Genomic DNA, 13,320 nt, shown 5'->3' with positions numbered 1-13,320 from the left:
CTCGAAGCCCTAAGGATTGGCGTGGGGGATGAATACGAGTAGGTAGAACGTCAACCACATGCCAAGCACAATGGCGGTCGTAATACCGGCGAGGAGAAAAGCTCCGCCTGGGCCCGATCGTAATATCCGCTCCAGTGCCTCCTTTTCGGATCCGGCTGCGCCTGTCGGCTCATCAGAGTTGATCATCCGGCCCTCAATTCAATGTCGCAGAGCGCAGCTGGTTTGCTTCCGACGGGCTGATCGCTGCTCCCCGATTGCCCCACGAGGTGCGGACATAAGTGACTACCGCCGCCACCTCGTTGTCTGACAAAGTGCCGGCAAACGGAGGCATGCCATACGGCATCGGATTGCCGGCGGTGCCGGGAGGATAACCGCCATTCAGTACCATCCGGATCGCGTTCACCGCCGACTGCATCTGGATGGACTGGTTGCCGGCCAATGGCGGGTAATGTGGCGGAGCCCCTTCGCCTCGCGCGCCGTGGCAGCTTGCGCATCGTTGATCGTACACCGTTTTGCCAAGGCTTATCAGCAGGCTTCCTTCGCTCGGCGGCACGGAAGGTTTAGCGACATCGGGGGCGCTGTCCTGAGCGATGCTCTTCAAGTAGACGGCCATTGCGCGCGTGTCTTCGTCGCTGAGATACTGGAGGCTGTTGTAAACGACTTCGGCCATCGGCCCGTAGACCGCGCCCCTGTTCGAGACCCCGGTGCGCAGCAGATCGGAAATGTCCTTGATGCTCCAGTCGCCGAGCCCCGCTTCCTTGTTCGAGGTGAGGGATGGGGCATACCAGTTCTGCATCGGGATAAGACCGCCCTTGAAGGCGTCGGACTGAGAGTTGCCTCCAAGGGCGTTGATCGGCGTATGGCACATGCCGCAGTGCCCGAGCCCCTCGACGAGGTAGGCGCCGCGATTCCACTCCTGCGACTTGCTTGGATCGGGCTGATATTCGCCTTCGGTAAAGAACAAGGTACGCCAGCCAAGGATTAGTGATCGGTTGTTGTATGGAAAACTGAGGTCATGGGGCCGGTTTCGCTGTTTCACCGCTTCGACAGACTTGAGATAGGCGTAAATCGCGTCGCTGTCTTCCCGGGTCACCTTGGTGTAGGAGGCGAACGGCATTGCCGGATAGATCAATCCCCCATCCCGTGAACGCCCGGTATGCATCATCCTGTAAAACTCGTCGGCCGTCCATTGGCCGATACCGGTCTCAGGATCCGGTGTGATGTTGGAAGTGTAGAGTGTGCCGAAGGGGGTGAGCATGGCGCGGCCGCCTGAAAACAACTTGCCTTCGGGCGCCGTATGGCAGGCGATGCAATCTCCGGCACGTGCCAGATACTCGCCTTTGAGAATAGTGGCCGCCGGGTTTGTCAATGTCCGTTCTTGCGCCCAGGCGGCGTCGTCCAGCTTGAGGGCGGCAAACGAAACCGCGCCTGAAAACGCCAGGAGGCCGACGAGAACTTTGGGCTTCAGCATAGCGTCCTCTCAGTTCGGCTGGCTTCCACAATCGAAGGGCAATGTGAAGGTGCCTTTCGGGGCTGGCGCGGCATTCGGCGGGGCCGGCAGGGAAGACAGCCACGCCGCCACGGATCTCACATCATCTTCCGTAAGGTGCCCTGCCACGACTTGCATGCAATCAGGAGCAGTCGCCGTCCGGGTCCCGTAGCGCCAGGCGCCGAGCTGAGCGCTTACATAGGCTGGGCGCAGACCAAGAAGGCCGGGAATTGCAGGCTCCATGCCCGTAAGCGAAGGGCCGTGACAGCTCGCGCACGCAGGTATGGAGCGCGCTGAGTCACCATGTGTCACCAGTTCCTTGCCATGCATCAAAGCGTCTTGCGAGACGTCGGGGGGCGCGGCAACAGGCAAGGCCGGCCGTTGGTCGGCAAAATAGTCCGCCATCTTCTTGAGATAGGACTGCGGCAGGAATTCGAGCAAGTAGTTCATCGGCGGATAATGGCGCCGTCCCGCTCTGAACGCGAGCAACTGATTATAGAGATATCCGGATGGCTTGCCCGCCAGTCGCGGGAAATAGACGTCGCTGGTGCCCTTGCCTTTGTCGCCATGACAAATGGTGCAGGCCTGCACGCGAGCTTCCATTGTGTCTGGAGCGTTGTTTGGCGGATTGTCTTGCGAAAGTGCGGAGACGGAGGTGAGCAACAGAGACGCAACAACAGCGAGCGGAATTGGGTTGCTCATACCTAAGCTCCATCGGCCTGGCTGAGACCATAACCAAGACAGCAAGGATATGGAACCCCCGCAGCGGCAACTCGCTTGTTTTCACAGACATGAGCTGATGGGCCACGGAAATTGCCGCAAACGGGTCGAGGAGCGCGTTGGAGAGGACGAGACGAAGCAGATGGAGCTTGAGCCGGAAAGGTAGCCTGAACCGCAGTGTTTGGCAGAAACGCGGGGTCGGAAACGGGCGGGGCAGCTTGGGGTTTCTCCAGGCGATTTCTGGGGCATCGACGCGTATTGTCAGCCAGACCGAAGGATCCTAGCTCATACTAACCCGCTTGAACCGGCAACTCCATGCGGAACCATTCTGCGCCGTACAGGTTGCTTTTGCAGAGTGTTCGATTCCCCGAGGATGCAGCCGCTTGAGGCCCGTTGTCCGTCCCTCCGGCAGCGGGCCTTCCTTGCTCAGTCAGCCCCCTAATGGGGCACCTCGGAATTTCCCCTCCTCGATAGCAGCCAGCTTGAAGCACTCTCGAGCCTTCCTGAGGTGTCGCTTGGCCAGCCAGAGCGGCCCAGCAAGCGCGCACCGCTTGTTTCCACTTAGGGCCACGCTTACTCCACTGAAGGAGATGCTCGGCGGCAGCCTCTACGCTGCTGACCATGTACGTCATGCCTGACGGGTTGCCGCTGACGGGACCGGTGGGGTGAACCAGTGGGTGGCCATCAAGGTGGCCATCAGCTGACGCTCCGATAGGAGAGCCTGCGTTTGAGTTCAGAGGCGTTCAGGAGCATCACGAGGTCCGTCGCGTAAGGTGACCTCAAGGCCGACCGCTGGGTGACCCTCGGGTTCAGCGGGTTTCCCGGTCTTTTGGTCGACCACCGTCCACCCCTTGGGGTCTCTTTTCCGTTCGTACCTTGGGGCCATGAGACCATTCGCTGTATTTCCGTCTCAGTTCTTCGAGCAGGGACCGATGCTCCTGGGGGAGATCGTGGTCTATCCGCAGCCCCAGCAACTGGCGAAGGTGGCGGCGGAACGCCTCTGTCTTGATCCACCGGCGAACAAGGTGGGCTATGGCCTGCTGCCGGGCTTTGTCGAGTTCTGCCATGGTCGGTCTGCACGAGTAGTTCAGCACCGAACTCCGGGTGCCCTGGATGGTTCCCAAGGCCAGAAAGCGCCCGAGAGCCCTGAGCTTCGTCATTCAGGCTAAACTGACGCCGGCAGGGACAACTACTTGCTGATGATCCAATCCACCAAGCCAACTTCGACCGGCACGCACCCGACGTATTCGAGTACCAGGCTCTTAGCCAGATCGCGCCATTGACACTCGGGCGCGTTCGTTCCCGAGACCAAATCTCGGAACACAGCGCGGAGAATATCGGCATCGAACGCTGAGATGGTAAGGGGAGCCGGGTCTGCATCTTCCCAAGGTCGGACGGTGTCATCGTTCTGGGACTGGTGAAGCCGTCTCAGAAGGTCGTGTGATGCCGTGGTTACGCTTCGGGTATGATTAATATCGCGCCGAAATGCGGCTCTTTCAGCAAAGGAGCGATGCCGCAGCAGGAAGGTGGCTTCGATGGCCGCGCGCGATGTCTGTATGCGCTGCAAGCATGGGGCTTCCTCCCCCTCGAAAGGATTTATTTACTCCCTGTTGAACGGACCCCACAAAGCAAATCAACACCCGAACCAAAGCGGCCGGGAATGTTTGAGCGCGAAGGATCAATCAAGCGTTGCCAAGCGTTCGCTTGCGATCAACCGCGTTCAAGACGGCCACCAAATCCTCGGCAAATTTCGGGACGCTTATGTGGTTCCTTACTCATGGAGGTCGAAGAGGACGAGCTTTTCACCTATTGACGCAAGGTGAACCACCCTCGTTCATCGGCGGAAGGATCGTTCCGAGTTTCACGCGCAACTGGCTCGTCCGCCAAGACACGACCGGCTGCCGACACAATTTGCCCAACTCGACATCGTGGCAATAGTCATCTCGGCCGTCGCGCTGGGCACGTGGTCGACCGCTCATGACGACAGCGCCTCAGGACTGTTTATGGCCGTGGCCGCTATCCGCCAGGCGTGGCGACCGTGGGCTGCGCTGGTCCTCCATCTTGCATGGGCCTCGTGCCGGTTGAAGTTGCCTTCATTTCGGCGCCGATCTTCTTTCCTGCCATGGTGCCGACCGCTGCCGGGCTATGCGCGCTCGGAACGGGTGCGGTGGGCGCTTTGACACCTGCTCTGATGACCAGCGCTCGGGCACACTGGGCGAGAGTTCAAAGCTGGAAATGGCGCCTTTGTTCATCTTCGTAGCCGTCCTTCTTGCGGGATCACTGGGAATTCTGATCGCCTTCGTCCCCAACTGGAGCGGCGGGTGCTGGCCGGATGGCGGCTTTTGCCGGCTTTATCCTGATCTATCGAACAGCATAGATGAGGCCAAAGACACCGTGAGCCCGGAGCAGCAATCGACCGACGAAACCAGAACGCAGCACTTGCTCCTGACTGTCAGGTAATGCCGAGATAGCTAAGGAAACGGTTGGCCCATCCACGATGCCCTCGCACCAGTCTGAATCCCAGATTGTCGGGGGGCAAGCCGACGGCGCAGCCTCCGCTTTTTCCGTCACTTACGAAATTCGACATATAGGCTCTGTGAAGGCCTTCAAGGACATGGACGCCACAATTGTCGACCGCGCTCACAACCCCGCTTCCGTCTTCGGCCAGCGTCGTGCGGACATAACAGGTCGAAGTCCACTCCCACACGTTGCCGGAAAAGTCGGCCAAGCCACGCGAATTCACACCAAAGGAACCCCGGCTCCTGGGCAACGGGTCCGGTTTGCGATTGAGGTCAAGCTCTGCCTGGTAGCTGGTGAGCCAACGCCTGGCAGGGTTGTTGGCATCGTTTTCGACACCTTCGAATTCGCCTGCAAACCGCTCAGCTGCCGCAAATGCCCATTCCTCGTCGGTGGGCAGCCGCCATTGGTCACCTGTTGCTTCTGAATACCACCGGGCGTAGGCAACGGCGTCGAGATAGCTCACTGTCGTTGCGGGTGCGTCATGCGGGATTGAGCGGGTCTCCTCCGCCGGCCGACAGGCCCCAGCCGACACGCAATCCGTATAGTCGGCTGCGCTGACCTGATAAGTCATGATCTCAAGCGGACCGTTGAGTTGCTGCTCGACCTTGGGATTGGTTTGCGGTCGTCCGTTCTTCAGGAACTCGCCGGGCATCGGATAGGTGATCGAACCGGGGAACAGGCTAACCGTTGTGGCAATGGCGTGGGGCTGTCGCTGGCCATCGGCGGCCTGTATCGAGAGTCCTACCGCTACCGCTGCGGCCACCACGGCCATTGGCACGAGCTTCAGGATGAAAGCCGACATAGTTCTTGTCCAAGCCCGGACAGGATCACTGTCCGGGCAAATGCGAGGGCCGTTCAGTTCATGGCGACGGGTTTGGGCGCTTCCACCTGCGTCATGAGGTCGTCGTTCCAATCGCCCTCGACCTTGAAGTGAGCGGTCGCTCCGAGCTCCACGGCCTCGATCAGATTGTGATTGACGTAGGCGTAGACGCCCGGCTGCAGGAAGGTGTAGAGCGCCGAGCCCGCGGAACCACCACGAATGAACCAGGTTTCCAGATCCTTGGCCGGCGGGTTGGCGAATTTACCCTGTTCCCAGACGTAATCGCCATGGCCGCCGATCAGATGCGGCCGCGTATCGCGGTTGGCCTGTGAGTGGACGATCAGCACGGTTTCGCCGACCTTCGACTTCATGGCGTTGTCGCCGGTGAGCGATCCGACCTTGCCGTTGAACACCACATGCGTGGGAATGAGCCCGCGCATCACCTTGACGGTGTCATCGTAGGCGTCGCCGGCGGATTCGTAGCTCTTGAAGTTGCCCTTCTCGTCGCGCGGGATATAGAAGTCACTCTCGCCCACGTAGAAGATCTTGTCGTACTTGACCGGTTCGCCCTTGTCGTTCCTCAAGCCGTCGCGCGGCAGCACCATGACCGCGCCGTTCATCCCAGACACGACATGCCAGGGGATCATCGCGCCGCCAGGGGCGCAGTGATAGATAAACGTTCCCGTCCGCGTCGCCTTGAAGCGCAGGGTCACCTGTTCGCCGGGGTTGATCAGCGTGAGCTCGCCGCCACCCAGAGCGCCGGTTGCGGCGTGGAAGTCGATGTTGTGGGCAAGCGAATTGGTTTCAGGATTGATGAGCGTCAGCTCGAGGTAGTCGTCCTGGTGCACGACCATCAGCGGGCCGGGGATCGAGCCGTTGTAGGTCATCGCGTTGAGCTTTGTGCCGTCGGCATCAATGACGATCGGCTTTTCTTCGATTGTCATGGTGAACTCGACGATCTTCGGTCCGCCCTTGGCAATCTGGTCATGCGAATGCACAAAAGGCGGCGCAACGAGCATGATCTTTTCGCGGGGCAGCCCCCGCACCTCTGCCTTTGTAACCGTTGCCGACAATGCGGGCAGCGCCGCAACGGCGGCAGCGCCAAACGCTGCTCCGAAGAGGGCTTCGCGTCGCGTAATCATGTCAATCTCCTGTCTCTCGACCATTGTGGATGAGGAGAAACTACCTGACCTGACCTAGCGTTTCTTTGCGTTGGCGCAAATTGGTGATGTTAATCGCGGAAACAACAGCTCGGAACGCAGCGATCTTATGTGTCACTATTTGAAGTGGAGAATTTTGGCGTCGCCGTTTTCTGCAAGGATGCGCCGTCACGGGCCACTTCTTGAATATCAGCGGCCGCTTTTATCTTCCGTATCGATCAGAATCCGTTCGGCGGCTCCGTCGAGATCTTCGTACTGGCCAGTTTTCAAAGCCCACAGGAAGCCCCCCAGGCCAAGCGCTCCAAGAAACAGCGCGACAGGTATGAGGTAGGTCAGTGTGGTCATTACGGTCCGACCCGTTCGTTGGAGTTGGACAGCCTATCGTGGCGAATATCGCTGGCCGGTGAGATTGGTTTCGACGATCGCAGTCGCAGCGCATTGCCGATGACAAGCAGCGATGAGGCGGACATGGCGATCGCCGCTATCAAGGGCGTAACGTGGCCAAGGATGGCGATCGGTACCGCGACCGCATTATAGACGATCGCGATGGCGATGTTTTGCCGGATCAGGCTTCCTGCCTTCCGCGAGATGTCCAGCGCGAGAGGCACGGCCAGAAGACTTTCGCGCAGGAAAACGAAATCCGCTGCATTCCGGCCGATATCGGCGGCGCTGGCCGGTGCGATCGAGACATGGGCCGCGCTCAGCGCCGGCGTATCGTTGAGCCCGTCGCCAACCATCAGAACCTTGTGCCCATCTCTCGCCAGACTCTCGATGCGTTCGACCTTGCCGGACGGCAGCAGGCAGGGAACGAAGTTATCGACACCCAGCACGTCCGCAACCTCGGCGCAGGCTTTAGCGGTATCGCCCGACAGCATTTCCACCGATACCCCGGCATCGTCCAACCGTTGGACGGCCGCTCTGGCGTGGGCGCGCAGCGCATCCTCGAAAACGAAGGATGCGGCAATCATGCCATTTTTCGTCAGCACCGTTCCGCCGTAGCCGTATTTGCCTTCGCCGCCAGTGCGAGCCTTCCAGCCGGCCCATCCGCGTCGACCCAAACGCCAGATGGTTCCGGCGTCGGTGGCTTCGATCCCGAAACCTGGTTGCTCGGTCACCGCATCGAATTTGTGCTGCCGGCTCGAAATGGCAAAGCCGGCTATGGCCTTTGAAAATGGATGACGGGAATGTGCGGCCAAGTCGGCTGCGATCGCCAGCATGCCTGGATCGATCGACGAAGCGTTGACCAGCCGGGGCCGGCCAAGGGTCAACGTGCCGGTCTTGTCGAACACCGTCGTGTCGATTGTCGCCAGGCGTTCCATGGCCGAACCATCCTTGACCATGATGCCGTTCTCGAACAGGCGTCGTGCTGCGACCACCTGAACGATCGGCACGGCGAGGCCGAGCGCGCATGGACATGTGATGATGAGAACCGCGATGGCGATCGTCACGGCCCGGTGCCAGTCGCCGGTCCCCGCCATCCAGCCCAGGAATGTCAAGAAGGCGGTGAGATGAACCACCGGGGCGTAGAGCGCCGAGACGCGATCGGCGACGCGGCGATAGCGCGCGCGACCGCCCTCGGCGGCCTCCATCAGCCGGACCATTTCCGCCAGGAACGAATCCTTTGCGGCGGCTGTCGCCTGAATCATCAGCGGGCCGGTAAGATTGAGCACGCCGGCCTGTACTGCTTCGCCCGGCGCCACGTTTTTCGGCGTGCTTTCGCCCGAGGCCAGCGAGCAGTCGAAATCCGACGTTCCCTGGATGATCTTGCCGTCGACGGGGATCCTCTCGCCGGCTGCGATCAACAATCGCATGCCTGGTTCGATCTCGCCGACCGGCAAATAGTCGCGCGCGCCGTCGCCGCGCAGCACCATGGCGCCACGCGCGGCCAGCTGAGACAGGCCTTTCACGGCAGTCCGGGCACGCTCCCGCATCACATGATCCAGCGTGCGTCCGATCAAAAGGAAGAACAGCAGCGATACCGACGCGTCGAAATAGGCGTGGTCGCCATGATTGACCGTCTCATAGAGGCTCATGGCGTAGGCGAGCGAAACACCGACCGCGATGGGCACGTCCATGTTCATGCGACCATGGCGCAGAGCATTCCAGGCCGAACGGAAGAAGATGCCGCCGGCAAAGGCGAGGGCAGGAATGGCGATCAACGCCGAGACCCAGTGAAACAGGTCGCGGGTAGCACCTTCGGCGCCGGACCAGACCGAAACCGAAAGCAGCATGATGTTGCCCGCCGCAAAGCCGGCAACAGCGACTGCGCGGATCAGTTCGGCAAGCGTCTTGTCCTTGTCGTCGATCTCGGGTGCGAACAGATGCGCCTCGTAGCCCAGCCTGCCAAGCGCGGCGACGAAGGGTGGCACCTCGTCTCCACGCCACCGGACCGCGACCCGTTTCGTCGACAGGTTGACGCGCGCGCTTTCGACGTGATCGAGCCTTCCAAGTGCCGCTTCGATCGTCTGGATGCAGGCGGCGCAATGAACCGTCGGCACTGAAAGGTCGGTCTGCCGAAGATCGTCGCCAAGCGATCGGCTCGCCAACCTGATCTCCTGGCTGGATGGCAGGACCGATGTGGCGCCGTTCAGATCTAGCGCCATTTCAGCGCCCGGTGCACAGCAGCTCACTGCAGCCTCCATGAGAAATCATGATCCTGCGGACGTCGCGATAGGGTCGTGCCTGGCCGGCATCGGCGTCGACTTCGACGATCCAGACACCGTCCTTCGGCATATGCTGCGCTGCGAATTCCTGGCCGGAGGCAAGCGCGAGCGTGACGGACTCGTCCTCTTTCTCGTAGGCGGGATGACGAAACAGCACCTTGACGCCGTGCAGAGGAACCGGCTTGCCGGCTGCGTCGGAGAGGCCGTAGCGGACTTCGCCCCATGCGATGGTCAGCTTGCCGGTCCAACCGAGCGCTGCTTGGGCGCGGCCGGCCTCGGCCTCCTTGTTGAATTGCTGGCTGGCCACATAGGTGTTTTCGACGACGAGGCCGGTCCAACTCGTATTGGCGAGCGTGGCCATGGTCAGGTTGACCGCGATGACCACCCCGAAAAAGGTGAGAATGATGGCCAGCATGTGCCTGCCGGTGAATTCGCGAGGCTTTTGGGCATTGGCGGTCATTTGGCGGCCTCTGGCGCGTTGAATGTGGCGGTGTACTCGTTCGACTCGAAGCTCGCCTTGTCCTCGACACGGAGCTTGAAGGTCTGGGCCGGGGCGTGGATCTGGTCCGCCGGCTGGCGAACGAAGACCTTCAACGTTTTCAGGCGGTCGGGTTCGACCGGGACGGCGAAAGACCGGCCGGCCGGGATGTCGTCGCCGACGACGACCATGTCGGCACCCTCCAGGCCCTGCATGGTGACGGCGATGGTCCTTGGCTCAGGGATCATGTTGAGCAGCTTGACGGTATAGCCGTTGCGGATGGAACCATCGGATAGCGTGACGAATTGCGGATTGCGGTCATGCAGCACGTTCAGCTCAAGCCGATTGCGCGTCAGCAGCGAATAGAGCAGGCCCAGCCCGATCAGCGACCACAGGCCCATGTAGACGTAGGTGCGCGGCCGGAAGATCTTGCGAATGTGAAAATGCGCCACCTGATCGGAGAAGGTGCCGACGGCAGTCCTGACCAGCGACGGATTGATTGAACTGGAGCCGCCTGCGGTCGCCAGCATCATGTTGGCGTTGTAGTCGGAGAGCGTCGCGTAGGAGATCAGCCCGCGCTCCTTGCCGAGCTTGTCCATGACGCCGTCACAGGCGTCGATACACAGCGCGCAGGTAATGCATTCGAGCTGCTGGCCGTCGCGAATGTCGATCCCCATTGGGCATACCGCAACGCAGGCATTGCAGTCGACGCAGTCGCCGACGGACTGCCCTGCGGCTTGCACCTTCTTGGCGTGACGCGAGCGCGGTTCGCCGCGCCAGTCATTGTAGGTGACGGTGAGCGAATTCTCGTCGAGCATGGCTGCCTGGATGCGCGGCCATGGGCACATATAGGTGCAGACCTGTTCGCGCATCAGGCCGCCGAACGTGTAGGTGGTCGCCGTCAACACGGCGATGGTGATGTAGGCGACAGGCGCGGCGGTACCGGTGAAAAGCTCGCCCACAAGTGTCGGTGCATCAGCGAAATAGAAAATCCAGGCGCCGCCGGTCGCCGCACCGATGACCAGCCAGACGGCGTGCTTCGATACGCGCAGCATCAGCTTGCGGGCGGTCCAGGGACCATCGTCAAGTTTCATGCGGGCGTTGCGGTCCCCCTCGATCGCACGTTCGATGACAAGGAACAGATCGACCCATACGGTCTGCGGACATGCATAGCCGCACCAGGCACGGCCGACAGTCGAGGTAATCAGGAAAAGTCCAACGCCGGCCATGACAAGAAGGCCGGCCACATAGTAGAATTCCTGGGGCCATATCTCGACAAAGAAAAAGTAAAAGCGCCGATTGGCGAGATCGAGCAGCACGGCCTGGTCCGGGGCAAATGGACCGCGGTCCCAACGCAGCCACGGCGTCAGGTAGTAGATGCCAAGCGTGATCGCCATCACCAGCCATTTGAAGCGGCGAAAGTTGCCTGAGGCGCGCTTTGGGAAAATTTTCTTGCGCGCAGCGTAAAGGGGCTGACGGGTCTTGGCGGAATTGACCGCCTCGGCTTCCAGCCGTTCTATCTGCGTCTTGTCCAGCACGAGTATCTCCACTTGCGCGCAGACCGTGACTTTGAGTGCGCTGGACAACCTTGCCGCGGCATGGACAGACCCGCGTTGATGCAGGTCAATCGAGGAATGCCGAAAAAATTGAGGCCCGGACTGGCCGGGCCGCGTCGCTCAGGCGGCGAAGGGCAGGAAAGAGGGCCCCCGACCTATTCCCCGCCGCCGAGCGAATGGATGTAGACCGCCAACTCCTTGACCTTGGTCTCGCCGAGACGCGCGCCCCACGCTGGCATCACGCCCTGCTTCGGTGCGCGAACCTGGTCGGCGATTGCCGTTTCGCCCGACCCGTAGAGCCAGATCGCGTCGGTCAGGTCGGGCGCGCCGAGCTCCCTGTTGCCTTTCGCATTGTCGCCGTGACAAGCGACGCAGTTTTCGGCGAAGACCTTGGCGCCGAGTTGAATAAGAGTTGCATCGCGGACCTTGCCGGACAGGCTGGCGACGTAGGCGCTGACCTGGGAGATCTGGTCGGCGGTGATGATGTCGCCGAAGGCCGGCATTTCCGACAGGCGCGTGTCCGGATCTGAAGCGAAGCGGATGCCGTGCGTGATCGTCTGCTGGATCTGCTCGGCCTTGCCGCCCCACAGCCAGTCGTCGTCGTTGAGGTTGGGAAAGCCCTTGGAACCCTGGGCGCCGGAGCCGTGGCACTGCGTGCAGTTAACCTTGAATGCGGCGCCGCCGGCCGCGACCGCGAATTCCCGCAAGACATCGTCCGCGGCGATTTCGGAGATGCTTTTCGACTCCACCGCCGCGACGTACTTGCCCTTCGCTGCTTCCGCCGCCGCCAGCTCGTTCTTGACGTCATTGCGGCTCGAATAGCCGAGAACACCCGTTGTCGCCGAGTGCAGCAGCGGCCATGCCGGATAGGCGATGGTGTAGCCGATCGCCCACACGATGGTGACGTAGAACGTTGTGACCCACCAGCGCGGAAGCGGGTTGTTCAGCTCCCTGATGCCGTCCCATTCGTGACCGGTGGTTGAGACGCCAGAGATTTCATCGATGTGCTCGTCGCTCATGATCACTCGTCCTCAAGGGGAATCCGGGCAGCTTCGTCGGCCAGCTTGCGGCTGCCAGGGCGCAGGGCAAAGACAATTGCTCCGACAAAGAAGAGTGCCATGGCGACCAGACCCCAGCTGTCAGCAAACTCCCGCATCAAATTGTAATCCATGGATAAACTCCTCAACGGTAGCCGGCGGCTTCGTCGTAGTTCTTGAAGTCGACCAAGGTCCCGAGCATCTGGAGATAGGCAACCAGGGCATCCATTTCGGTCACCTCCTGCGGATTGCCGTCGAGGTCACCGACCTTGGCTTTGGGATAGCGCTTCTCGAGGCCGGACGTGTCGGCATTCGGGTCGGCCTGCGCCTTCAAATCGGCATTGGCGTTGGCGATCATGTCGTCCGAGTAAGGGACACCAACGCGCGCGTTCGCAACCAGGTGCGTCGAGAAGTTCTTCACCTCGATCTGCGCGTCCTTCAGGAAGGCATAGCTCGGCATGACCGATTCCGGGACGACCGAGCGGGGGTCGGCAAGGTGCGCGACGTGCCAGGCATTCGAATAGCGGTCACCGACGCGGGCGAGATCCGGCCCGGTGCGTTTGGATCCCCACTGGAAGGGGTGGTCGTACATCGACTCCGCAGCCAGGCTGTAGTGGCCGTAGCGCTCGACTTCGTCGCGGAACGGCCTGATCATCTGGCTGTGGCAGAGGTAGCAGCCTTCGCGCACATAGATGTTGCGCCCGACAAGTTCGAGCGGCGAGTAGGGGCGCATGCCTTCCACCTTCTCGATCGTGTTGTCGAGATAGAAGAGCGGTGCGATTTCAACGATGCCGCCGATTGTCACAACAAGAAGGGAGCCCACAAGAAGAAGCGTGGCGTTCTTCTCGATTAGTGCATGTCTATCCATCAAGCCCAT

The 13,320-nt window shown here is 60.9% G+C and carries 14 protein-coding genes; all 14 read right to left on the bottom strand.

Annotation, left to right across the window (positions count from 1 at the left end; translation table 11 throughout):
• Window positions 1-193 precede the first annotated feature (193 nt).
• The 14 genes from FJ973_RS07400 to ccoO all read right to left on the bottom strand — a co-directional run bounded on the left by FJ973_RS07400 (window position 194) and on the right by ccoO (window position 13,320).
• Window positions 194-1,471 (bottom strand): cytochrome c, encoded by a 1,278-nt coding sequence (locus FJ973_RS07400; RefSeq protein WP_140522822.1) that lies wholly within the window; start codon window positions 1,469-1,471, stop codon window positions 194-196.
• 9 nt (window positions 1,472-1,480) lie between these two features.
• Window positions 1,481-2,191, bottom strand: a complete 711-nt coding sequence (locus FJ973_RS07395; protein ID WP_140522820.1) for a c-type cytochrome — start codon at window positions 2,189-2,191, stop codon at window positions 1,481-1,483.
• Between the two features lie 308 nt (window positions 2,192-2,499).
• Entirely contained in the window at window positions 2,500-2,832 is a 333-nt protein-coding gene (locus FJ973_RS07390) for a DUF982 domain-containing protein (RefSeq protein ID WP_224684583.1), read from the bottom strand.
• Between the two features lie 186 nt (window positions 2,833-3,018).
• On the bottom strand, window positions 3,019-3,276 hold the full coding sequence (locus tag FJ973_RS30805; protein WP_181165394.1) for a hypothetical protein: 258 nt from the start codon (window positions 3,274-3,276) through the stop codon (window positions 3,019-3,021).
• A 122-nt stretch (window positions 3,277-3,398) separates the two neighbouring features.
• A complete protein-coding gene (locus FJ973_RS07375) occupies window positions 3,399-3,776 on the bottom strand; it encodes a hypothetical protein (protein ID WP_140522814.1) in 378 nt (125 codons plus the stop codon).
• Between the two features lie 885 nt (window positions 3,777-4,661).
• Entirely contained in the window at window positions 4,662-5,531 is an 870-nt protein-coding gene (locus FJ973_RS07370) for an SUMF1/EgtB/PvdO family nonheme iron enzyme (protein WP_140522812.1), read from the bottom strand.
• 53 nt (window positions 5,532-5,584) lie between these two features.
• Window positions 5,585-6,691, bottom strand: coding sequence for a copper-containing nitrite reductase (gene nirK / locus FJ973_RS07365; RefSeq protein ID WP_140522810.1), 1,107 nt, complete (start codon window positions 6,689-6,691; stop codon window positions 5,585-5,587).
• A 207-nt stretch (window positions 6,692-6,898) separates the two neighbouring features.
• Window positions 6,899-7,054 (bottom strand): cbb3-type cytochrome oxidase assembly protein CcoS, encoded by a 156-nt coding sequence (gene ccoS / locus FJ973_RS07360; protein ID WP_140522808.1) that lies wholly within the window; start codon window positions 7,052-7,054, stop codon window positions 6,899-6,901.
• The gene (locus FJ973_RS07355; RefSeq protein ID WP_140522806.1) at window positions 7,054-9,339 is read right to left on the bottom strand and encodes a cation-translocating P-type ATPase; all 2,286 of its coding nucleotides are present in this window, start codon (window positions 9,337-9,339) and stop codon (window positions 7,054-7,056) included. The genes ccoS and FJ973_RS07355 overlap by 1 nt, the downstream gene beginning before the upstream one ends.
• Window positions 9,314-9,832 (bottom strand): FixH family protein, encoded by a 519-nt coding sequence (locus FJ973_RS07350; RefSeq protein ID WP_140522804.1) that lies wholly within the window; start codon window positions 9,830-9,832, stop codon window positions 9,314-9,316. Before FJ973_RS07350 ends, FJ973_RS07355 begins: the two co-directional genes overlap by 26 nt.
• The gene (gene ccoG, locus FJ973_RS07345) at window positions 9,829-11,388 is read right to left on the bottom strand and encodes a cytochrome c oxidase accessory protein CcoG (RefSeq protein ID WP_140522802.1); all 1,560 of its coding nucleotides are present in this window, start codon (window positions 11,386-11,388) and stop codon (window positions 9,829-9,831) included. The genes FJ973_RS07350 and ccoG overlap by 4 nt, the downstream gene beginning before the upstream one ends.
• 173 nt (window positions 11,389-11,561) lie before the next feature.
• A complete protein-coding gene (ccoP, locus tag FJ973_RS07340; protein WP_140522800.1) occupies window positions 11,562-12,425 on the bottom strand; it encodes a cytochrome-c oxidase, cbb3-type subunit III in 864 nt (287 codons plus the stop codon).
• Between the two features lie 2 nt (window positions 12,426-12,427).
• Window positions 12,428-12,577, bottom strand: coding sequence for a cbb3-type cytochrome c oxidase subunit 3 (locus FJ973_RS07335; protein ID WP_140522798.1), 150 nt, complete (start codon window positions 12,575-12,577; stop codon window positions 12,428-12,430).
• An 11-nt stretch (window positions 12,578-12,588) separates the two neighbouring features.
• Window positions 12,589-13,320 (bottom strand): cytochrome-c oxidase, cbb3-type subunit II, encoded by a 732-nt coding sequence (ccoO, locus tag FJ973_RS07330; RefSeq protein ID WP_140522795.1) that lies wholly within the window; start codon window positions 13,318-13,320, stop codon window positions 12,589-12,591.

This window comes from Mesorhizobium sp. B2-1-3, from assembly GCF_006442495.1.
Taxonomy (GTDB): Bacteria; Pseudomonadota; Alphaproteobacteria; order Rhizobiales; family Rhizobiaceae; genus Mesorhizobium.
This window is presented reverse-complemented; position numbering and strand designations above follow the sequence as displayed.